General features: G+C 64.9%; 20 protein-coding genes. 14 read left to right on the top strand and 6 right to left on the bottom strand.

Annotated features, from left to right (window positions below):
* Positions 1–45: 45 nt before the first annotated feature.
* Both CSE6_RS23460 and CSE6_RS23455 read right to left on the bottom strand, forming a co-directional pair.
* Complete coding sequence (locus CSE6_RS23460) at positions 46–894, bottom strand: DUF2189 domain-containing protein (RefSeq protein ID WP_034358000.1); 849 nt, start codon at positions 892–894, stop codon at positions 46–48.
* A 45-nt stretch (positions 895–939) separates the two neighbouring features.
* Positions 940–1689, bottom strand: a complete 750-nt coding sequence (locus CSE6_RS23455; protein WP_080746956.1) for an HAD family hydrolase — start codon at positions 1687–1689, stop codon at positions 940–942.
* 73 nt (positions 1690–1762) lie between these two features.
* Between CSE6_RS23455 and hemH the strand changes: the two genes are divergently transcribed.
* From hemH to CSE6_RS26250, 14 genes are all read left to right on the top strand, one after another.
* Entirely contained in the window at positions 1763–2860 is a 1098-nt protein-coding gene (gene hemH, locus CSE6_RS23450) for a ferrochelatase (protein WP_034378276.1), read from the top strand.
* Between the two features lie 45 nt (positions 2861–2905).
* The gene (locus CSE6_RS23445; RefSeq protein WP_034357991.1) at positions 2906–3883 is read left to right on the top strand and encodes a LysR family transcriptional regulator; all 978 of its coding nucleotides are present in this window, start codon (positions 2906–2908) and stop codon (positions 3881–3883) included.
* 192 nt (positions 3884–4075) lie between these two features.
* Positions 4076–5029 (top strand): isopenicillin N synthase family oxygenase, encoded by a 954-nt coding sequence (locus tag CSE6_RS23440; protein ID WP_034357988.1) that lies wholly within the window; start codon positions 4076–4078, stop codon positions 5027–5029.
* An 11-nt stretch (positions 5030–5040) separates the two neighbouring features.
* The gene (locus CSE6_RS23435; protein WP_059441616.1) at positions 5041–5841 is read left to right on the top strand and encodes an alpha/beta fold hydrolase; all 801 of its coding nucleotides are present in this window, start codon (positions 5041–5043) and stop codon (positions 5839–5841) included.
* A gap of 40 nt (positions 5842–5881) precedes the next feature.
* Positions 5882–6880, top strand: coding sequence for an ABC transporter substrate-binding protein (locus CSE6_RS23430; protein WP_034410279.1), 999 nt, complete (start codon positions 5882–5884; stop codon positions 6878–6880).
* A 68-nt stretch (positions 6881–6948) separates the two neighbouring features.
* On the top strand, positions 6949–7728 hold the full coding sequence (locus tag CSE6_RS23425; protein WP_059441615.1) for an ABC transporter ATP-binding protein: 780 nt from the start codon (positions 6949–6951) through the stop codon (positions 7726–7728).
* 30 nt (positions 7729–7758) lie between these two features.
* A complete protein-coding gene (locus tag CSE6_RS23420; protein WP_003068866.1) occupies positions 7759–8520 on the top strand; it encodes an ABC transporter permease in 762 nt (253 codons plus the stop codon).
* A gap of 20 nt (positions 8521–8540) precedes the next feature.
* Positions 8541–9053: a nucleoside deaminase gene (locus CSE6_RS23415; RefSeq protein WP_059441614.1), complete on the top strand. Its 513-nt coding sequence runs from the start codon at positions 8541–8543 to the stop codon at positions 9051–9053.
* Between the two features lie 24 nt (positions 9054–9077).
* The gene (locus CSE6_RS23410; RefSeq protein WP_034357970.1) at positions 9078–9875 is read left to right on the top strand and encodes a xanthine dehydrogenase family protein subunit M; all 798 of its coding nucleotides are present in this window, start codon (positions 9078–9080) and stop codon (positions 9873–9875) included.
* A 6-nt stretch (positions 9876–9881) separates the two neighbouring features.
* Positions 9882–12164, top strand: a complete 2283-nt coding sequence (locus tag CSE6_RS23405; RefSeq protein ID WP_059441613.1) for a xanthine dehydrogenase family protein molybdopterin-binding subunit — start codon at positions 9882–9884, stop codon at positions 12162–12164.
* A complete protein-coding gene (locus CSE6_RS23400; protein ID WP_045840424.1) occupies positions 12161–12706 on the top strand; it encodes a (2Fe-2S)-binding protein in 546 nt (181 codons plus the stop codon). The genes CSE6_RS23405 and CSE6_RS23400 overlap by 4 nt, the downstream gene beginning before the upstream one ends.
* 206 nt (positions 12707–12912) lie before the next feature.
* Entirely contained in the window at positions 12913–13869 is a 957-nt protein-coding gene (locus tag CSE6_RS23395) for a sulfurtransferase (protein ID WP_059441612.1), read from the top strand.
* Positions 13870–14027: 158 nt separating this feature from the next.
* Positions 14028–15125 carry a YeeE/YedE thiosulfate transporter family protein gene (locus tag CSE6_RS23390; RefSeq protein WP_034378269.1) on the top strand — a complete coding sequence of 366 codons (1098 nt, stop codon included), beginning with the start codon at positions 14028–14030 and terminating at the stop codon, positions 15123–15125.
* Positions 15126–15138: 13 nt separating this feature from the next.
* On the top strand, positions 15139–15312 hold the full coding sequence (locus tag CSE6_RS26250; protein WP_012837430.1) for a hypothetical protein: 174 nt from the start codon (positions 15139–15141) through the stop codon (positions 15310–15312).
* A 61-nt stretch (positions 15313–15373) separates the two neighbouring features.
* Here the strand turns inward: CSE6_RS26250 and CSE6_RS23385 are convergent, their stop codons facing one another.
* The 4 genes from CSE6_RS23385 to CSE6_RS23370 form a co-directional block, all read right to left on the bottom strand.
* On the bottom strand, positions 15374–16324 hold the full coding sequence (locus tag CSE6_RS23385; protein WP_003068843.1) for a VTT domain-containing protein: 951 nt from the start codon (positions 16322–16324) through the stop codon (positions 15374–15376).
* Between the two features lie 89 nt (positions 16325–16413).
* Positions 16414–17322, bottom strand: a complete 909-nt coding sequence (locus tag CSE6_RS23380; protein ID WP_059441611.1) for an alpha/beta fold hydrolase — start codon at positions 17320–17322, stop codon at positions 16414–16416.
* Between the two features lie 92 nt (positions 17323–17414).
* A complete protein-coding gene (locus CSE6_RS23375) occupies positions 17415–19553 on the bottom strand; it encodes a D-(-)-3-hydroxybutyrate oligomer hydrolase (RefSeq protein ID WP_059441610.1) in 2139 nt (712 codons plus the stop codon).
* A gap of 57 nt (positions 19554–19610) precedes the next feature.
* Positions 19611–20681, bottom strand: a complete 1071-nt coding sequence (locus CSE6_RS23370; RefSeq protein WP_059441609.1) for a branched-chain amino acid ABC transporter permease — start codon at positions 20679–20681, stop codon at positions 19611–19613.
* Positions 20682–20699: the final 18 nt, after the last annotated feature.

Genomic DNA, 20699 nt, shown 5'->3' with positions numbered 1-20699 from the left:
CAACCAGGTCCTTACAGCCTTTGCCAGGCCCTGGTCGCGCAGCGCTCAGACGGCAGGCACTATCGCTTCATCTCTGGCGGGGAATGCAGAGGCATCCACCAGGTCTCGATAGGCGTGCCAGCTGGCATGGCCCAGCAGGGGCATCACAACCACCAGCCCCAGCAGATAGCTGCCAAGGCCCAGCAAAGTCAACATCACAATCAGCGCCGCCCACAAGGCCATAGGGCCAGGGTTGGCCAGCACCACGGACCAACTGGTCAACACGGCCTGGCGCACGGTCACTCGCCTGTCCAGCATCAGCGGCATGGCCACCACGCTGGACGCAAAAATCGGAGCAGCCAGAAAGCTGCCCAAAGCCATCCATTGCACAAATAGCTGACCATCCCTGGCCAGCACCACATGCACAATGAAATCCTGCAGGGTTTGCACGCGCACGGGCGACATCACGGTGATCAGCGATGCCGAAATAAGCACCCAGCCCGTGGCTGCCAGCGCCAGCAAGGCGCCGAACCTGACCATGCACCAGTACCCTCCCCGGCCCGTGGCATGGCAGCTCTGCCATTGCGTCCAGGTGCGGCGAATCAGACCCCAGTCTGCCACCTCACCGCGCTCTATGGCCCGGCTGACGGCATAGAGGCTGGTGGCCACCAGAGGCCCCACCACCAGAAAGCCCGACAAGGCCCCTGCCATCAACCAAAAGCGATTGTGCCCCAGGGTCAGGATTGCTGCACCGATCAGGATCAAGGCCAGACCATGCGCCAGACTGATTAACGGAGCGTTAGAAATGTCCTGCAAGGCTCTGGACAGCCACACCATAGGCCGGCTCCAGGCAATGGTTCGCACAGGTGCCAGCGGAGGCGGCGTGAGAAGACAGGCAGACAGACAGGTAGGCATAGGCGGTCCTTGTTCGCTGACCCGCACTGCTCCCGCTCGTCCCGGTCAACGATCTGCCAGCCCCTGACACAACTGCCAAAGGCTGGCGACTGTGACGTGGGGTTCAGGTCCCACGCAAGGCCATGCTACCTGCCCGCGGTTGAGCCAGACTGCGTGCATACCCGCATCCATGGCGCCCCGGGCATCCAGCTCCGCATCGTCGCCGATGTGCAGCACATGCTCGGGGGCGACGCCGGCCGCATCCGCTGCGGCCTGAAAAAAACGCGTCTCGGGCTTGGCCATGCCGGCTCCGCTGGCAGACAGCGAGGCATGGAAGTGCTCACCGATACCCACCACATGCACATTCGCGTTGCCATTGGACAGGGCCACCACGGGCCAGCGCTGCGAGAGAAACTGCAGCGCCGGCAAGGCATCGTCAAACAGCTCGACCCGCTGGCGAGCGGCAAAGAACTCGTCAAAGGCCGGTTCGGCCAGGGCGGGATCGTCACCGGCGCGGCTTAGCGCCAGCCGGATGGACTCGCGGCGCAGGCCGCTGAGGTCGGCTTTCAGATCCGGGCGCAGCCCCACGATTTCATGACGCAAGGCACGCACCTTGTCCGTATCGCCCAGGTGCTCGGCCGTAGCGGGAGCATGCTGCGCGAGCCACTGCAGCAAAACGGCCTCAGCCTTGGCAATCGTGGGCCAGATGGGCCAGAGCGTGTCGTCCAGATCCAGACTGATGGCGCGAATCTGGCCACTGTGGCGCAGACGCTGAAGAGTTTCAATGGCAGGGGCTGTGGTGTCTTGGGGTTGCATACCCCGAAGAATAGCGGCCCGGCTAATGCCGCAGAGCGGCTGCGCCTATCCGATTAGCTGACACAATTGCACCATGCCATCACGCTTTGCGCCCGAACCCAGCTTCCGTCACGACCAATCCGCACGCACCGGCATCCTGCTGTGCAATCTGGGCACCCCGGCCGCCCCCACGGCTGCAGCAGTGCGCCCTTATCTGGCGGAGTTTCTCGGTGACGATCGTGTGGTCGAGATTCCCAAGCTCGCCTGGTGGCCGATTCTGCACGGCATCATCCTGCGCACCCGTCCGGCCAAATCGGCCGCCAAGTACGCTACCGTCTGGCATGAAAAGGACGGCTCCCCGCTGCTGCACTGGACCACGCGCCAGGCCACTTTGCTGCGCGGCTGGCTGGGCGAGCGCGGCCACAATGTGCTGGTGCAGCCGGCCATGCGCTACGGCACGCCGTCCATTGCGGCCCAGCTGGATGCCCTCAAGAAAGACGGCGTGACGCGCATCCTGATCCTGCCGCTGTACCCCCAGTACTCGGGCACGACCACGGCCAGCGTGTTCGACGCCGTCTACGACTGGGCCAGGACCCAGCGCCATATTCCCGAGCTGCGTTTCGTCAACCGCTACCACGACGATGCCGGCTATATCGAAGCGCTGGCACAGCGCATAGAAGCCCACTGGCGCGGCCACGGTCGCGGGGACAAGCTGGTCATGAGTTTTCATGGCGTGCCAGAGCGCACCTTGCATCTGGGCGATCCCTACCACTGCGAATCGCACAAGACGGCACGCCTGCTGGCCGAGCGGCTCAAGCTCGCCACCGACCAGTATCTGGTGACCTTCCAGTCGCGCTTTGGCAAGGCCAAATGGCTGGAGCCCTATACCGAACCCTCGCTGATTGCCATGGCCCAGGCCGGCACCCGGCGCGTCGATGTGGTCTGCCCCGGCTTTACCAGCGACTGCCTGGAGACGTTGGAGGAAATCAAGCAGGAAGCGCGTGAAGCCTTTTTGCATGCGGGCGGCCAGCAGTTCGAGTACATAGACTGCCTCAACGACAGTGCGCCCTGGATCACCGCACTCAGCGATATTGCCCGGCAGCATATGCAAGGCTGGCCCACCGGGCGCGAGGACGATGTCGAGCTCAAGGCCCGCGCCCAGCACGCCAAGGCGGCGGGCGCGCCGCAGTAGGCGGCCATCCAGCGAACTGGCACGGCATATGCTGCCTCCGGCTGCATGCATATTCACGCTCGCTCCATTCGCTATTTCGACATGATTCGCCGCTGCGGCTCCATACGCGAAGCCGCGCGCCATCTGCATGTGGCCTCGTCGGCAGTCAACCGCCAATTGCTGCAGCTTGAGGACGAAATCGGCAGCCCGCTGTTCGAGCGCCTGAGCTCGGGCCTGCGGCTCACGGCCGCCGGCGAAGTGTTTTCGCGCCATGTGATCACAGTGCTGCAGGACGAGCACCGCCTCAGCACCGAGCTGGAGCTGCTGCGCGGCGTACGTCGCGGCTCGGTCAGCGTGGCCGCCGTGGAAGGCCTGAACGCCGACCTGATGCCGGCCGTGCTCACGCAGATGCACAGGCGCTATCCCACGATTCAGATTCATGTGCGCACCTGCGGCTCCCAGCAGGCGGCACAGGCCGTGATTCAGGGCGATGCGGACGTGGGCATAGGCTTTTCGATCAAGCGCCACGACAATCTGCGCCAATGCACCATGGGCCGCTTTGCGCTGGGTGCCATCGTGCCGCCCAAGCACCCGATTGCCCAGCTGGAGCGCGTGGACTTTGCGCAATGCGCGGCCTTTCCGCTGATTCTGCCAACGCCCGAACTCTCCATGCACGACTTGCTGCAGCCCTTGCTGGCGCACCACAAGCGTGCATTGCAGGTGTTGCTGGAAACCTCGTCCATCGAGCTGGCCAAGAGTCTTGCCGAACGCGGCGTGGGAATTTTCTTCCAGAGCCGCCTGGGGCTGGAGCGCGAGCTGCGCGAAGGCCGGCTGGTCCATGTGCCGCTGGATACCCCTACCACTCTGTACTCCGAACTTGGCGTCTATGTGCGTGCAGGACGCACGCTGCCATCGGCACTCGACGCCTTCAACCGCATCGCGGCCGATGCCATAGAAAGCCGCGAGGACGAGGAAAGCGTCGCCCTGCGTGAATGGGTGGCCCGCACGCAGACCGCCGCTGCGGCGGCTTCCGCCAGGAGCTGAGAGCGCCCCGGTCCATGACTGCACCGGCATTGTGCGTATCGCCTCTCGCGAATGCACCAATGCCGTGCAACACTTTACCCATCAGCGATTAGCGCTCACATTTTTAGATCACCCCGCAGCAAAAGCTGCGCTATCCAGCACGGACTGTGCTTTCTAAACTGACTCCAGTTCTTCAGTTTCTGGACGCCATTCGTGAGCACCTCTGCCCTCCCCCTCATCGACATCAGCGGCCTGCGCAGCCATGACCCTGTGGATCAGCACCTGGTGGCCGAGCAACTGCGCCAGGCTTGCGAACAGCGCGGCTTCTTCTATATCACCGGCCATGGCATAGACCCTGCGCTGATCAGCAGCCTGTTTGCCGCCAGCCAGCGCTTCTTTGACCTGCCCATGACCGAAAAGCTGGCCGTGGACAAAAAGCTCTCCCGCTGCAATCGCGGCTATGAGCCGCTGCGCGCCCAGACGCTGGAGAGCGGCGCACCGCCCGATCTCAAGGAAAGCTTTTACGCTGGCGCCGAGGTCGCGGCCAACGATGCGCGCGTGCTGGCCGGCCGCTTCAATACCGGCCCCAACCAATGGCCCGAAACCCTGCCCGACTTCCGCGCCGTGATGCAGAACTATTACCAGGCCGCCTACGGCCTGGGCGCGACCATTGTGCGCGGCCTAGCCTTGTCGCTGGGCGTGCCGGTCAGCCACTTCGACGGCTATCTCAAGGAGGCCGCCGCGACCCTGCGCCTGCTGCATTACCCGCCCCAGCCTGCCAACCCTGAACCCGGCGAGAAAGGCTGCGGCGAGCACACGGACTTCGGCGGCGTGACCTTGCTGCTGCAGGACGAGGCCGGCGGCCTGCAGGTCTGGGACAAGGATCTCGGCAGCTGGATCGACGCCCCCCCCGTACCCGGCGCATTCGTCGTCAACATCGGCGACCTGTTCGCGCGCTGGACCAACGACCGCTATGTCTCTACCTTGCACCGGGTCATCAATGTCTCGGGTCGCGAACGCTATTCCGTGCCCTTTTTCTTCACGGGCAACCCGCTGCACAAGGTGGAATGCATTCCCACCTGCCTGGACGATGGCGAGCAGCCCAGATACCCGGCCGTCACGGTGGAGCAGCACCAGATCGAATGCTATCGCCGCACCTACGGTTGACGGAGACCACGATGACAAGCTCACGCAATATGGTGCTGATCCACGGGGCCTGGCAAGGCAGCTGGGCTTTTGCGGCCTGGACGCCGCTGCTGCAGGCCCGAGGCTGGAAGGTGCTTGCCGTCAATCTGCCGGGCAACGATGCCGCCGCCGAAGACGACAGCTGCGCCAATCTCGACGGCTACACCGCCCATGTGCTGCGCGTGCTGGAAGCGCTGGACGGCCCTGCCGTGGTGGTCGGTCACAGCGGTGGCGGCATGACAGCGTCTCAGGTCGCCCAGGCCGCCCCCGAGCGGGTCAGCGCCCTGGTCTACCTGTCCGGAATGATGCTGCCCAGCGGCATGAGCTATGGCGATGTGATCGCACAATGCCGCGCCGCCGATCCGGGCTTTGACTACCAGGGCATAGGCCCGCATCTGGCCTGGAACGAGCAGCGCAATGCCAGCAGCGTGTCGCTGGAAGCCGCCATGGATTTGTTCCTGCATGACTGCCCTCCGACCGCAGCACTCAAGGCGGCCAGCCGTCTCTGCGTCCAGCCCGAAGCGGGCCGGGCCATGGTGAACCGGCTCAGCGCCGAGCGTTTTGGCCGGGTGCCACGTATCTATGTGGAATGTCGCCAGGACCGCTCCGTGACGCTGCCGCTGCAGCAGCGCATGCAGCAGCTCACGCCGGGCGCCAGGCGCATCAGCCTCGATTGCGGCCATGTGCCCCAACTGGCCTGCCCTCAGGCCCTGAGCGACGCCTTGCTGCCGGCTTTAGATGAAATTCAATCAAAACCTTTTATGAGCTTGCGCATGCCGCTCATCAATGTATAGCAACCAATTACCCAAAACTCGCATTCTTCAGGAGTTATTCATGACGCGCCCCGCTACCTACTTCAAACGCTCCGCCCTTTTCGCCATGCTCGTCGCCTGTGGCGCAGCGGCCCAGGCAGCCGACAAGCTCACGGTGCAGCTCGACTGGCTACCCGGGGGCGACAAGTCCTTTGTCTATGCCGGCGTGCAGCAAGGCTTTTTCAAGGACGAAGGCCTGGACGTGAAGATTGTTCCGGGCCGAGGCTCGGCCGATGCCGTGACCAAGGTGGCCTCGGGCTCTGCCGATGTGGGTTTTGGCGGCATCTCGGCGCTGATGATGGCCGCTGCCGAAGGCAGGATTCCCGTCAAGGCCGTGATGTCGCTGTATTCCAAACAGCCCGATGCGCTGTTCACGCGCGCCGACAGCAAGATCAGGAACCTCAAGGACATGGAAGGCAAGACGGTGGCCATGCCCACCTTCTCCTCGTCGAATGCGCTGTGGCCCATCGTGCTGCAGAAGAACGGCGTGGACGCCAGCAAGATCAAGGTCATCAAGTCGGACCCGGCGACGCTGGCGCCCATGCTGGCTCAGGGCCGCGTGGATGCGACCATCAACTGGGTGACCGTGGCTCCGGCCTTCGGCGCCGTGCTCAAGCAGGCCGGCAGGGAACTGTCGGTCCTGCCCTGGACGCAGTTCGGTCTGGACGGCTATGGCTGGTCCGTCATGGCCAGCGACAAGACCATCAAGGAACGCCCCGAGGTGCTCAAGCGCTATGTGCGGGCACTGGGCAAGTCGCTGGAGTTCTCCATCCAGAACCCGCAAAAGGCGGCCGAGTCGCTGAAGGCCCAGGTACCCGAAGCCGACACTGCCGTGGTCAAGGCCGAATTTGAAGCCTCCATCCCGCTGCTCAGGAACGAGATCAGCCAGCGCGACGGCCTGGGCAAATTCGAGCCCCGGCTGCTGGCAGCCACCTGGGGCTGGGTGGCCCAGTCCATGAGTTACGACCCCAAGAAGGTCGACCCGGAAACGCTGGTGGATCGCCGCTTTCTGAGCCAGTAAATGCCATGTGAGCGCGGCGCAGCGCCGCCCTCACGCTCCCGCCCTTGTTCTTTCCTGGATCGCCTGCCATGCAATACGTAATCGATCTGAACGCGGTCACCCAGACCTTTGTCTTCAGCGATGGCAGCCCTGTCACGGCCCTGCAGGGCGTGGACCTGCATCTGCGCCGCCACGAATTCGTCTCGCTGATCGGCCCCTCGGGCTGCGGCAAGTCCACCATACTGCGCCTAATTGCAGGCCTGATCCGCCCCAGCAGCGGCGAGGTACGTATCTTCGATCTGCCCGTGACCGAACCACGCGACGAGATCGGCATGGTGTTCCAGAAGCCCACGCTGCTGCCATGGCTCTCGGTGCTTGACAACATCACCTTCCCCATGCGCCACAAATACGGCCATGTGGAAATGAAGGAAGAGGCCCGCGCCCAGCAGTTGCTGGAGATGATCGGCCTCAGGGACTTCGGCCACAAGCGGCCCCACGAACTCTCGGGCGGCATGCAGCAGCGAGTCGCGATTGCACGCTCCTTGCTGCATGACCCGGACATCCTGCTGATGGACGAGCCCTTTTCGGCGCTGGACGCACTCACCCGCGACGAAATGAGCCTGGAGCTGCTGCGCATCTGGAACGAGCGCCCCAAGACCGTGGTCTTTGTGACCCACTCCATCCAGGAGGCCTTGCTGCTGTCCGACCGCATCGTGGTCATGAGCGCCCGCCCGGGCCGTGTGGCCGACATCATCGATGTGCCGCTGCCACGCCCGCGCAGCATGGCCACTCTGGCCGATCCCGTGTTCACCGAAATGGCCAACGAGATTCGTCTCCAGGTCTTCAGCAAACACCCGGCACACGCCTGAAGATCCTCCCGCAGCCCCAAGAGGCCCCCTATGTCTGCCCTCATACAACGCCATGCGTCGCTGCTGGTTTTCCTCGCCGTCCTGCTGTTCTGGGAGTGCGCCTGCCGCCTGGCGCATATACCCGAGTACATTTTCCCCGCTCCCAGCCAGATCTGGCGCTCTGCTGCCGAGATGGGGCTGCAGCGCTGGCTGGAGCATGTCACGGCCACCTTGCAGGTCGCGCTCATAGGCTATGCGCTGGCGATCGCACTGGCCATTCCGTTAGCCATTGCCATCACGCGATCGCAGTTGCTCTCGAAAATCATCATGCCCTGGCTGGTGGTGATCCAGTCCACCCCCATCGTGGCCGTCGCCCCCATCATCGTCGTCACTCTGGGCGCAGGCCTGCTGCCCCGCGTGGTCATCACCACACTGATTGCCTTTTTCCCGCTGGTGGTTTCCACGGCCCTGGGCCTGGCTTCGGTGCCGGCAGAGCTGGTGGAGTTGTCGCGTTCGCTGCGCGCCACCACCAGCCGCCAGTACTGGCAGATTCGCATGCCGTTTGCCGTGCCCTATGTGTTTTCAGCCCTCAAGGTCTCCATCACGCTGGCCATTGTGGGCGCCGTGGTCGCCGAGTTCGTGGCTGCGGAAAAAGGCCTGGGCTATCTGATTCTGTTTGCCACCTCGTCCTTCAAGGTACCCGTGGCCTTTGCCGCACTGGCACTGCTGGTGCTGTGCAGCCTGCTGCTCTATGGTGGTGTACAGCAGCTGCACAAGCGCCTCTTTCCCTGGAGCCAGAGCACTCCAGCCTGATCAACACAAGGACCGCCACCATGACAGACAAGAACTTCCCCCCTCAGGGCCTGATGCCCTCTGCCGAACAAATCCAGTGCAATCTGCGGCGCGCGCAGGCCGTGGCCCAGCGCGCTACACAAATGGGCCACCACCCCTTCGGCGCCGTGCTGGTGGGTCCCGACCAGGAGACCGTGCTCATGGAGCAGTGCAATATCGACACCGTCAACCACGCGGAATCGACCTTGGCGCGCATGGCGGCCACCAATTACACGGCCGAGTTTCTCTGGAGCTGCACGCTCTACACCAATGTAGAGCCTTGCTGCATGTGCGCCGGTACGGCCTATTGGGCCAATATCGGTCGCATCGTGTTCGGCATGACCGAGCATCGCCTGCTGGAATGCACGGGCAGCCATGGCGAGAACCCGACCATGAGCGTCTCGTCGCGCTATGTCTTCGACCATTGCCAGAAGGCCGTGGAGCTGATCGGCCCCGTACCCGAGATGGAGGCCGAGATCGCCGCCCAGCAGCAAGCCTTCTGGGCACAGCGCTGAGGACCACGCCAGCAGGAGGCTGCCATGCTGCTCACCCACCCCTCGTCACCCCAGGCCGCACAGGCCCTGGCCCGCAAGCTCGGCGATGCCGCTTGCTTCATCGCCGGGGGCACGCTGCTGCAGCAGTCATGGGCAGAGCCTCGCTTGGCGCCGTCGGCCACGCATTTCATCAATGTGATGCACTGGCCCGAGATGCAGCAGATCAGCCTCGGCCCGCAGTATTTGCATATCGGTGCAGGCATGCGGCTGGAAGCCGTCCGCTGTCACCCCTGGGTACAGCAGCACGCGCCCGTGCTCGTCCAGGCCCTGGATCAGCTCGGAGCCATGGGAATACGCCGCCTGGGAACCCTGGGCGGCAATATAGGCTGGGGCGAAGGCGACTGCTGCCCGGTATTGCTGGCCATGGATGCACAGGTCGAATTGACGGACGGCAACCTGCAGTCGCTGGCGCAGACGCTCAAGCTCATGGACCGGCCTCTGATGCTGTCGTTCCTGCTGCCGCGCAGCGATGTGATGGAGCCCCGGCCACTGGTGTTCGAGAAGGTCGGCTACCGCGCGGCATTCTCCCCCGCGCGCCTGCGCATGGCCTTGCGCTGGAGCGATGCACAACAGCTGCTGAGCGTGGACCGAATCGCCGTGGCGGCTCCCGGCATAGGAGTGCACCGCCTGCAAGCCACGGAAAAGCTGCTGAGCTATGCGCAGGAGCTGCAGATCCATCCCTCCCTCGGCGATATACGCACCACCTGCGAGCAAAGCCTGCCTCCCGATCTGGCCCGGATTGCCAGCCGCCTGATTGCCGGACATTGCGGGCTGCTGGCCTGAACCATCATGGAATTCCTTACCCCTCATCACATCCGCGAGCTGAGCCTTGAGGCTTTACCGACCCGGCCCGATGCCAGGGCCAAGCTCGGCGGCAACCCGGGCTTTCTGAGCGACCGCATTCAGCCGGGTCAGCTGCGCGGAGCGATTCTCGGTAGCCCCCACCCCCATGCGCGTATTCTGCATATCGATACCAGCGCCGCCCAAGCCCTGCCAGGCGTCCATGCCGTGGTCACCCATGCCGATATCCCCGGCATCAAGCACTATGGCTTGCGCAAGGTAGACCGGCCCGTGCTCTGCATCGACAAGGTGCGCCATGTGGGCGACCCGGTCGCCGCCGTTGCGGCCGTGGACATGGAGACGGCGCGGCAGGCTCTGGCGCTGATCCGGGTTGACTACGAACCCCTGCCCCCGGTCTGCGACCCGGTCGCCGCCCTTGACGGTACGGCGGCCTCCGAGCAGGCGGTCCATCAGGACGGCAATCTGCTGCATGCCGCCAGCCACCGCCAGGGCGACATGTCTGCGGCCCGGGCAAGCACAGTGCACCGGGTGCAGGACAGCTATGTCACGCCACGCCAGATGCATGCCTTTCTCGAGACCGAAGGCGGTGTGGCCGAGCCCGATGGCGCGGGCGGCCTGCGCCTGTTCTTCGGCGGCCACAACCCCGCGCGGGAAAAGCAGGTCATCGCCGACATGCTGGGCCTGCCGCACGACAGGGTTCACGCCGTGGCCACGCCCGTGGGCGGCTCCTATGGCGGCAAGGACGAGCTGACGATTCAACCCATCGCGGCCCTGCTGGCCTGGAGGGCACAGCGCCCCGTACGGTTGCATCTGACACGTCCGCAATCAGTGGATCTGGGTGTCAAGCGACATCCCATGCAGATCGACATGCAGACCGGCTGCGATGCACAGGGGCGGCTCACCTACCACCAGGTGCAGATAGTGGCCGACACCGGGGCCTATGCCACGCATGGCCCCGAGGTGCTGGATGCTGCGCTCGAGCATGCCCCCGGCCCCTACCGGTATCTGGCACTGGACCTCGGCGCCAGGCTGGCCTATACGAACAACGGCATCGCCGGTGCGTTTCGCGGCTTCGGCGCCGTGCAGGTGCAATTTGCACTTGAGCAGCAGATGGACAGACTGGCTGCGCTGGTCGGCATGACAGCTGACGCGTTTCGCGCCCTCAATCTCGCCGCTCCCGAGGCACCCGGCCCGCTGGGCCAGCATGTCGTGCCGTTCGACGGCGCCCTGCGCGCACTCGATGTCGCCCACCAGCAAGCGCTGTGGCGCGGACCGCACCGCTGGGCCAGCGCGGATGGCCGCCATCTGCACGGCGTGGGCCTCACGCTGATCCACCGCAGTGACGGCTTTGGCAAGGGTGGCCCCAGCGACTGCCGCATGGAGCTGGCCCTGGCCGCCGACGGTGCGATCGAGCTGCGCTGCGGCTTCACCGAGCTGGGACAAAACCTGGTCGGAACCATCCAGAGCCTGGGCGCGCAGCATCTGGGCTGCGCCGCCGACGCCATCAGGCCGGTGCTGGGCGATACCCGGCTGACGCCCGACTCGGGCCCGGTCGCCGCCTCGCGCGCCACCACGCTGGTATGGCGCGCCTTGCAGGAGGCGGCCCAGCCCTGGCAGCAAGCCTTGCTCCTGACCGCCGCAAGACTGCTGCCCAATATTCCTCTGCGCTGCGGCGCCTGGGGCCTGGAAAGCGCTGCGGGCCTGTGCCTGAGCTACGCCGATCTGGCAAAGGCATCGGGCGAACAAGCGCCCTGTATCTCCATAGACCTGCGCGCAGAGGACCCGGAGGGCAACGCGCATGACACCCACTTCGTCTTCGGAGCCTGCGCCGCCATTGCCCAGGTACGCGTCGACACCTGGAGCGGCATGGTCCAGGTGCAGCGGCTGGTGATGTGCACGGCCCTGGGCCCCGTGGCATCGGCCCAGGGCTATCTGGGCCAGATGGAAGGCGGCGCCCTCATGGGCCTGGCCATGGGCACGCAGGAGGAGCTGGCCTGCCTGGACGGCCACTATCAGGCGCGCAATCTCGACAGCTATCTGATCCCCACGCTGGCCGATGCCCCTGAAATGCAGGTGCTGGCGATCGAGAACCTTCCCGAGGCTGACCCCATAGGCCCGCGCGGAGCCGGCGAGATCAGCGTCAACCTGGCCCTGCCCGCAGTGGCCAATGCCCTGGCCGCCGCACTGCAGCGCCCCATCACCCAACTGCCCATGACCCCGGAGCGCGTGATTGCGCTGCTGGAAGCGGGCGCGGAGCCCTCCACACCATGACGACGCCCCACATCCCGGAGCACGGCGGCAAGCCACCCGCAGCAAGCGCAAAGGAGGCCTCGGCTTTTGTGCTGCAACTGAATCTGAACGGCCAGCCGGTCAGCGCCAGCTGCAGCCCCGATACCCGGCTGCTGACCTTGCTGCGCGAGCACTGGCACCTCACCGGGGCCAAGCCCGGCTGCGAAGTGGGACGCTGCGGCGCCTGCATGGTCTGGCTCAACGGCGAGCCCGTGAACGCCTGCCTGCTGATGGCCTATCAGATCCAGGGCCAGACGGTGCGCACCATCGAGTCCGTGGCACAGGACAGCGCCAGCGAGCCCGTGCGCGAGGCGTTGGCGCGCTGCGGCGGCGTGCAATGCGGCTATTGCAGCCCCGGCATGGTCATGAGCATGAGCTGGCTGCACCAGCAGCAGCCCCGCCCCACAGCCGCCGAGGCCGAGGCCCTGATGTGCGGAAACCTTTGTCGCTGTACGGGCTATGGCGGCATCCGGCGTGCCGTGCAGGAGCTGTTTCCGGCCCTGCAAAGCACATTAATCATCTAAATCAATAGCTGCAATCGCTCACCCACAAAGCGATTCAACCACTTTTAGCTATCATCATCAGAAGTCACGCCGTTTGCTCTCCGGTTCATGACCCCAGGCAATAAGCAGACAAGTTTTTCTTGGTTGGCCCTGTCGCGGCAAGGCCGGACAATAGAGGCCCTGGGCATAGCCATGCCCCTGACGACTCGGTTTTGCCGACTCCTGCCATGAAAAACTCTCTGACACGCTATGCACTGGGTCTGGGCTTGGGCCTGGGCGCCAGCAGTTGGGCGCTCGCGGCCCAGCCCCTGCTCAACCCCGAACAGCTGCAGCCTCTGCTGCAGCAGGCCGATGTCCGCCTCATCGATATCCGCGACCCCAAAGCCTTCGAGGCAGGCCATATCGCCCAGGCTGCCAACGCCCCCTACGGCAAATGGCGCGGCCCGGCCACCAATCCTGGCGAACTGCCTGACCAAGCCAAGCTGGTGGCGCTGGTGCAGTCCCTGGGCCTGACGCCAGCCACGCATGCCATCGTGATCTCCAGCGGTGCCGACGCCACGGACTTCGGTGCCACTGCCCGCGTCTACTGGACGCTCAAAAGCCTGGGTCTCCAGGAGCTGTCCATCGTCAACGGCGGCATGAAGGCCTGGGAAGGCGCAGGCAAGCCCCTGGCCAAGACCCGCACACAGATCGCGCCCAGCAGCTACGCACCGACCTTTGACGCCAGCTGGCTGGCCACCCAGCAGGACGTGGGCAGGCATCTCGACCTGTCCAACGCGGCTCTGGTGGACTCGCGCCCCGACGCCTTCTATCTGGGCAAGACCCGCGCGCCAGCCGCCAAGCTCTCGGGCACCCTGCCCGGCGCCCAGCAGCTGGATTTCAACCAGTGGTTTGTGCCCGGTACTTCGCAGTTCGTGGATGCCGCCAAGGCCAGGGAAATCGCTGCCAAGGTCCAGCGCCCACAAGGCCAGGACATGGTGGCCTTCTGCAATACCGGTCACTGGGCGGCCACCGACTGGTTCGGTCTGTCCGAAATGGCCGGCCTGCCCAATGTGAAGCTCTACGCAGGCTCCATGGTGGACTGGACGCAGTCCAAGGACGCGCCGCGCATGGCCAACCAGCCGGGCCGCGCCCAGTCACTGGCCTATGACGCCCAGAAATGGTGGGAAAAAACTTTTAAATGACTCCCCCTGAGTCGCTTCGCGCCTTCCCCAAGCCCGGCGCCCCCAAGGGGGACGACAACTTCGCTGCAGGGCGGCCTTTGCTCGTTGTCTCTGATCTGGGTGCATGCCCTTTGCGGAAAGTGCGTCGCAGTCCTTACCCATCAATTCCATAAAAACACATGAAACGACTTCCCATAACGGCCTTGCTGGCCGTTTTCTTTGGCTGGCTGCTGTGGTCGGTCTCGGTGCGCCAGGCGGCGCTGTTCGCCGTGGGCATAGGCCTGGGCGCGGTGCTGGCCGGCAAGCGCTTTGGTTTCACCACGGGCTGGCGCATGCTGGTCGAGGAAAAAGACGGCAGCGGCATCTTTGGCCAGTTGCTGCTGCTGGCGCTGGCTGCGGCACTGGCCATGCCTTTGCTGGGCCATTTCCCCGAGCTGACGGCAGCTCTCGGCCCCCCCAGCATCAGCCTGCTGGTCGGTGCCTTTGTCTTCGGCCTGTGCATGCAGATCGCCGACGGTTGCGGCAGCGGCACCCTCTACAAAGCCGGCATGGGCATTCCCATGAACACGGCCATACTGCCCTTGTTCGCGATCGGCAGCTTTCTGGGCAGCCTGCACCTGGGCTGGTGGCTGGACCTGGGCAATGCTGCCCCTGTGGGTCTGGTCACGCAATGGGGCTGGGCTCCAGCGCTGATCGCCACGCTGATCGCACTGGCCGTGATCGCTGCAGGCGTGGCCCTGTATGTGAAAAAAGCCAATGCCGCCCTGAACCGCCCGGCCAAGCCGCTGCTGGTGCGCAAATGGCTGGTTGGTGCCGTGCTGCTGGCCATCCTGGCCACGCTCAACCTGATCATCGCGGGCCAGCCCTGGGGCGTGGTCTACGGCTTTGGTCTGTGGGCCGCCAAGATCGCCAACGCCACGGGCGCCGTCGATCTGGCCAGCAACTGGTTCTGGAGCCAGCCCGGCAATGCGGCGCGCCTGCATGAGACCGTGCTGCTGGACGTGACCAGCATCACCAATATCGGCATTCTGGGCGGCGCACTGTGGATTGCCGCCGGCAAGCCCGCGGCTGCCAAGGCACTCACAGGCACGCAATGGGTCGTGGCCCTGGTGGCGGGACTGGTGCTCGGCTACAGCTCGCGCCTGGCTTTCGGCTGCAATGTGGGCGCCATGCTTTCGGGCATCTCCACCGGCTCCATCCACGGCTGGATCTGGGTCCCACTGGCATTTGCGGGCACCATCTTCGGCCTGCGCATCCGCCGCCATTTCGGCTTCTGAGCAAGGAACAACCATGACCTCACCAAGCACCTTGCGCACCGTATTCTGGGCTCTGCTGCTCGTCTTTCTGGCCTGGGACTTTCATACATCGCCGGCCATCGACCTGCGCTTTGAAGCGCCGCTGATTGCAGCAGGCTCCGGCCAGGCAGCACAGGGCGGACATTGCTCCATGCCTGCCGGAAAATAAGCGCCACAGTCCCTGCCCCGACGCCCTGCCCTACGGTCAGGGCGTTTTCTTTGGGGCCTGCTCAGGCCCGGGGCTTTTCCAGCTCAAAGCCCGCTGCCTCCCAGGCCGTCAGGCCACCGGACAATGGCCGGACGTTGTGAAATCCCGCACGCTGCAATTGCCTCGCCACGCGCGCGGCGGAGATCTCGTCGGGACAGTCGCAGTACACAACCAGGCCATGCTCATGCCGCTCACGCGGCAGCAAATGTTCGTAGGCCGCCTTGCCCTTGCCCTGATGCTCCAGCCAGGAGCTGGCCCCGGGAATATGACCCTGGCCGAAGAGCAGGGGTTCGCGCACATCGATCACCGTCGGCGTGATGCCCTGGGCGTTGAGCCCCGCCAGTTCCTCGACCGACATGCGCGGCATCTTCAGCGAGCGCACCACGCGCTGCCTCTGCCACCATTTGCGCGCCACGAAGACCGCGAACGCCACGCACAGCAGCAGCAGCCCCCATTTGCCCAGCGCCGTCAGCACATCGAGCAGATCCTGCACCGTGGAACTGAACAGCGAGCCCAGAAACACCGCCGAGCCCACCCAGATCAGGGCCCCCAGCGTATCGAACAACACAAAGGTGCGCAGCGGCGTGCCCACCACACCGGCCAGCGCACTGGCAATGGAGGCAAAGCCCGGCACGAACTTGGCCACCAGCAGGGACTTAGCGCCCCAACGCCCATAAACCGACTCGGTCTGGCGTATGCAGGCATCGGGCGAGAGCGAAATGCGGCAGATACGTCCCAGCACCCTGTGCCCATAGGCCCTGCCAGCGTGGTACCAGAGCACATCGGCTATCAGCGCTGCAGCCACTGCAATCACAGTGAGCCAGCCCAGACGTGCCAGGCTGCCCCCCTCCAGCGCTCCGGTCACCACCAGCACCGGATAGGCCGGGATGGGCGCGCCCAGCTGCTCTATCAGCACATTGAGAAAGACAATGCCGAAGCCGTATTCCCGAATCAGATCCACGACAAAACCCATGACCCACGCTCCTTACCCCGACCAGGGTTAGCCACCGATGCTAGCGAGACGCGAACATCCCCGGGGCTGCGAGGTTTTGCGCGTCAAGCCTAGTGCAGATGGGACAGAACGGCCTCGAAATGCGTGCTCACATTGAGCGCCGGCGCATGGCCGCAATCCGGCACTTCCAGCCAGGTCAGCAGACCTCGGGCACCGGGGCCACGCTGCAGCATCTGCTCGGCCACCGGCTTGAGCACCAGATCGGACTCCACGCCGCGCAGCAACAGCACGGGCAGTTGCAGCACGTCATAGTGATCCCAGAGCAGATAGTCGTTGTCATGCTCGGTGAACTGCTCGATCATGCGCGGATCGTAATGCGGGGTGACGCGGCCGTCATCGCAACGACGCGTGCTGGTCTCGGTCAGCTTGCGCCACTCGAAATCGCTGAGCCAGCCATAGGGCTTGTAGGCCGCGCGAAAAAAGCCTTCCAGCTCGGCGACGGTGTCGAACACCGGCGGCCGGCCCGCGTAGCTCTTGATGCGGGCCAGCGCAGCCTCCGCCAGTTCGGGCGCGTTGTCGTTGAGCGTGAGTGTGAGAATGCGCCGCCTGAGATCCGGCTCGAACAGGCCGGATGCACAGACCGTGCCTATCGCTCCGCCCATGCTGGTGCCCACCCAGTGCACCTGCTGCAGCGCCAGCGCATCCATCAGCTCGCGTGCCAGCCTGGCATAGAAGCGCAGCTGATACTCCTCGCGCGGGTTGCGGCTCCATTGGCTCAGGCCGCGGCCCAGCGTATCCGGGCAGATGACGCGATAGCCTTGCGCCGCAAGAAACTGCGCCAGTGCATCCATGTCGCGGCCCGTGCGTGCCAGGCCATGCCAGGCGATCACCGTAGCCTTGGTCGGGCCTTGCGGCTGCCAGTCAAGGTAATGAATCTCGTAGCCAGCGCAGTTCGCATAGCGGGATGCCGGCACGATGGCCGCAGAAGCGCAGTTGTTGGGCATGGCAGGTTTCAGCATCAAAAAGGCCTCCAGCGCATATGTGATAAGCGCTATCAGCTATCAACTTCGGTAGTCAGCCGGCAGCCGTAGCCACCGGCCGGTCATGCGTATCAGTCCGGCACGCGGATGGCTCCGGCACTGACCTCTATCCTGTCGGCCGCTGCCGGCGTGCCGGCAATCAGCGGCAGATTGGCTGGCTGTATGGCCGGTGCCTGGCCCGGGTTGCCACCACGCGGCACGGTGCGCACCACCTGGCTGGGAGGCAGCGCCTTGCCGTTGGCAAGGTGGTCATACATGGCATCGAGCGCGCGGTTCAGATAGACATGCAGCGGGATGTAACGCGTGTCGTACCCCGGCAGCACGGTGGGCAGGCCGATGAAGCTGTCGAAGTGCTGGGCATTCGTGACCTCCACATAGCTGAGCTTGCTGGCAGCGCCTTCCACTTTCCGGTTGAGCGCCACATAGGGCCGCGTCGTGTGGTTCACGGGCAGCAGCGCATCCGCGCGGCCATGGACGATGATGGCCGGCTTGCCCTGCAGATTGCCGTTGCGCCTTGTCTCGTCGACACCGGCCTGCAGCGCCCTGGCGGCGCCATCATTGCCCGTGACGAGATTGCGCAGACATAGCGCACCCGGCGTGTTCCAGTCGGCCAGGCCCGAGTCCACCGAGACGGAGAGGAAGTCGCGCGCGGCACCGAACTTGCCCTTGTTGTTGATGAGCTGCACGCCGCTCGATGGCGGCACGCCGTTGCCCGTGGAGAACATGCTGGCCAGCGCCTCTGGGGCCAACGGCGTCACTGCGCCCGCAGCCGTCGCACCGGCATAGCTGTAGCCGCAGAGGTTGTCCTTCACGCTGGCGCGCGAGAACGAGTTGGCAAAAGTGACCGACACGGCGGGCGCCACCTCAAAGGCGGCCAGCGAGGCGTGCAGCTCGCTGGACTCCGGCTCCCAGCCATAGTCGCGCAGCTTCTGCAAAGCTTCTTCGGCCTGTGCCGCCGTGGTCGTGGCATTCAGCAATCCGGCAGTCCTGAGTGCCGCGCAGCGGTTGGGCGCAATCGGCAGAGCCGTGCTGGCAAAGCCCGCAGCAAACGCAGCCGCATAGGGAGAGCCGCTGACCGATGCCGCCAGCGAGGCGCAGGATTGATAGAGGTTGGCATAGCTCGTGAAGTCCACCAGCGTCTTGCCCACCACGGGCAGTGCCGTGCCGCCGCGCTGCACGGTCACGCCGGGGCTGGCGGGCAACTCCACCGCAGGCTCGGACACGGCTACGCCGTTGATCAGCCCCTGCGAGTCCTGCTCGGCGGCGGCAATCGCCGCGCCGCCGCCGTTGGAGATGCTTGATGCAATGACTATGGTGTTGCTCGGCTTGAGCGTCCGCAGGCGTTCGCCCAGAATGTTGCGGTCCCCATAGTGCTCGTTGAGCACGTAGTAGGCGAACTCCACGGCCTGCAGCGTGGTGCGGCCCCAGTCCTTCTCTGGGTTCTGGCCCGAGTGCGCATGCTTGAAGGCAAAGCGGTTGGGTGTGGCAGTATTGAAGGCGGCCAGTTCGCCAGCCGTGAGCCCCGCATTGAATGCAGCCTGCTTGCCCGCTGCGGCAGCCGTGCTGCGCGTGCCGTCGATCAGCGACACGGTGTCGTTCATGAGGTCGTGCGGAGCGGCGCCCGTGCCCTTGTCGGAATAGGCCACCGCGCAGCCGCGCTTGAGCCCCCATTCGCCCGTGGTGATGGCGCCGTACACGCCGCGCGAGCCCGAAGCCGTGGCGGTGATGATGCAGGCCTTCCTGGGATCGAAGCTGTCCGGCACCTGCACCATGAGCGTGACGTTCTTGCGGCCCGTGCCGTCATCCGAGAACGCGATGTACTCGGTGCCGGCAATCCTGCCTTCGCCGGCCGTCACCCGGCCCTGCGCATCCACATTGGGGCCGTAGAGCGTGCCGTAGCCGCCCGCCGCAATCATGTCCAGCATGGCGCGGTAATTGGTGTAGATGGCCAGGCGGCGCAGCTCGGCCGCCGTGGGCTGGAGCGCAATGGCAAAGCCCGGCGCCGTGGCCACGGCCAGGCCGCTCTTGCCCAGGCCCGCGGTCAGCAGGTCATCGCTGCTGCCGTCATAGCTCTGCTGCCGCACCGTGCCCAGGTAACCGGGTTTGGCATTGAGCTCGCCTCCATCGCCGCCCCCGCAGGCGGTCAGCACGGCGGCCGCCAGCACCGCAAGGGCCGCGGGTGGCAAGGCAATCGCATAGGTCTTCTGCATGGGCTTTGTCTCCTGTCGTAGTGAAAGCAGTCAGAGAAGGGATGCCAGTAAAAGATGTCAGGGCTTGCGCGCCGCAGCCGCGCGCAGCCTCCCCACGACACCCGTGGGGAAGTAATAGACCGAAAGCACGAACAGCAGGCCCAACCACAGCAGCCAGCGGTCGGGCGACAGCAGTGCGGCCAGCCAAGGCAGACTGGCACTGGCCTCGCTGGCCATGCGCAGCAGATCCTGCAGATAGCTCTGGGCGATCAGGAATACCACGGAGCCGATCACCGCGCCGTAGATGGTGCCCATGCCGCCGATCACCACAATGAGCAGACAGTCCATCATGATCTCGAATGAGAGCGAGGTATCGGGCCCGTTGTAGCGCAGCCAGACGGCCAGCATGGCGCCAGCCACGCAGGCGAACAGGGCCGACAGCACGCTGGAGGTGGTGCGATAGACCACCACGCGGTAGCCAATGGCTTCTGCACGGAATTCGTTCTCGCGGATGGCTTGCAGCACGCGGCCGAACGGCGAATTGACGATGCGCAGCAGCATCAGCACCAGAACCACGGCCACGGCAAACAGCAGGTAGTAGCTGATGATCCTGCCGTCGATGAGGATGCCGAAGATCTCGTTCTCGAACGGCTCGAAGCTGGGCGACAGCCATTCGGGCATCTTGAAGGTCAGGCCGTCCTCGCCTCCCGTCCAGTCCGACAGCTGCGACGCCAGGGTCTGAAATGCAGCCGCCACGGCCAGCGTGATCATGGCAAAGAAGATGGCACGCACACGCAGGGAGAACAGACCGATGGCCAGGGACAAGAGCAGCGACACCAGCAGCGCCGCCCCCAGTCCCAGGGCCAGCGCCCCCCAGCCCGGCCCCAGCCTGCCTGAGGCAATGGCCACACCATAAGCGCCTATGCCGAAAAACATGGTGTGGGCAAAGCTGACGATGCCTGTATAGCCGAGTAGCAGATCAAAGCTTGCCACCAGCACCACGAAGATCAGCACCTTGGCCGCCACATTGAGCGCCTTGACACCGGGAAAGAGAAACGGCGCCAGGGCCAAGCCCGCGAAGATCAGCAACAACACCATGGCCAGCACGCGGCTGCGCGGCAGGTCGCCGGAGAGCAAACGGTTGAGCATCAGACTAGCCTTTCAAAC

The sequence above is a fragment of the Comamonas sp. E6 genome (assembly GCF_001010305.1).
Lineage (GTDB): Bacteria > Pseudomonadota > Gammaproteobacteria > Burkholderiales > Burkholderiaceae_C > Comamonas > Comamonas thiooxydans.
The sequence above is the reverse complement of the archived record's forward strand: the minus strand, read 5'-3'. Positions and strand labels throughout refer to the sequence as shown.

What these genes read in the sequence shown, in the direction of transcription:
- CSE6_RS23400 (WP_045840424.1), top strand. Translation starts at nt 12,161, where the DNA reads ATGACGACGCCCCACATCCCGGAGCACGGCGGCAAGCCACCCGCAGCA.
- CSE6_RS26250 (WP_012837430.1), top strand. Translation starts at nt 15,139, where the DNA reads ATGACCTCACCAAGCACCTTGCGCACCGTATTCTGGGCTCTGCTGCTC.
- CSE6_RS23380 (WP_059441611.1), bottom strand. Translation starts at nt 17,322, where the DNA reads ATGCTGAAACCTGCCATGCCCAACAACTGCGCTTCTGCGGCCATCGTG.
- CSE6_RS23420 (WP_003068866.1), top strand. Translation starts at nt 7,759, where the DNA reads ATGTCTGCCCTCATACAACGCCATGCGTCGCTGCTGGTTTTCCTCGCC.
- CSE6_RS23460 (WP_034358000.1), bottom strand. Translation starts at nt 894, where the DNA reads ATGCCTACCTGTCTGTCTGCCTGTCTTCTCACGCCGCCTCCGCTGGCA.
- CSE6_RS23390 (WP_034378269.1), top strand. Translation starts at nt 14,028, where the DNA reads ATGAAACGACTTCCCATAACGGCCTTGCTGGCCGTTTTCTTTGGCTGG.
- CSE6_RS23375 (WP_059441610.1), bottom strand. Translation starts at nt 19,553, where the DNA reads ATGCAGAAGACCTATGCGATTGCCTTGCCACCCGCGGCCCTTGCGGTG.
- hemH (WP_034378276.1), top strand. Translation starts at nt 1,763, where the DNA reads ATGCCATCACGCTTTGCGCCCGAACCCAGCTTCCGTCACGACCAATCC.
- CSE6_RS23455 (WP_080746956.1), bottom strand. Translation starts at nt 1,689, where the DNA reads ATGCAACCCCAAGACACCACAGCCCCTGCCATTGAAACTCTTCAGCGT.
- CSE6_RS23385 (WP_003068843.1), bottom strand. Translation starts at nt 16,324, where the DNA reads ATGGGTTTTGTCGTGGATCTGATTCGGGAATACGGCTTCGGCATTGTC.
- CSE6_RS23415 (WP_059441614.1), top strand. Translation starts at nt 8,541, where the DNA reads ATGACAGACAAGAACTTCCCCCCTCAGGGCCTGATGCCCTCTGCCGAA.
- CSE6_RS23395 (WP_059441612.1), top strand. Translation starts at nt 12,913, where the DNA reads ATGAAAAACTCTCTGACACGCTATGCACTGGGTCTGGGCTTGGGCCTG.
- CSE6_RS23435 (WP_059441616.1), top strand. Translation starts at nt 5,041, where the DNA reads ATGACAAGCTCACGCAATATGGTGCTGATCCACGGGGCCTGGCAAGGC.
- CSE6_RS23370 (WP_059441609.1), bottom strand. Translation starts at nt 20,681, where the DNA reads ATGCTCAACCGTTTGCTCTCCGGCGACCTGCCGCGCAGCCGCGTGCTG.
- CSE6_RS23445 (WP_034357991.1), top strand. Translation starts at nt 2,906, where the DNA reads ATGCATATTCACGCTCGCTCCATTCGCTATTTCGACATGATTCGCCGC.
- CSE6_RS23430 (WP_034410279.1), top strand. Translation starts at nt 5,882, where the DNA reads ATGACGCGCCCCGCTACCTACTTCAAACGCTCCGCCCTTTTCGCCATG.
- CSE6_RS23410 (WP_034357970.1), top strand. Translation starts at nt 9,078, where the DNA reads ATGCTGCTCACCCACCCCTCGTCACCCCAGGCCGCACAGGCCCTGGCC.
- CSE6_RS23405 (WP_059441613.1), top strand. Translation starts at nt 9,882, where the DNA reads ATGGAATTCCTTACCCCTCATCACATCCGCGAGCTGAGCCTTGAGGCT.
- CSE6_RS23425 (WP_059441615.1), top strand. Translation starts at nt 6,949, where the DNA reads ATGCAATACGTAATCGATCTGAACGCGGTCACCCAGACCTTTGTCTTC.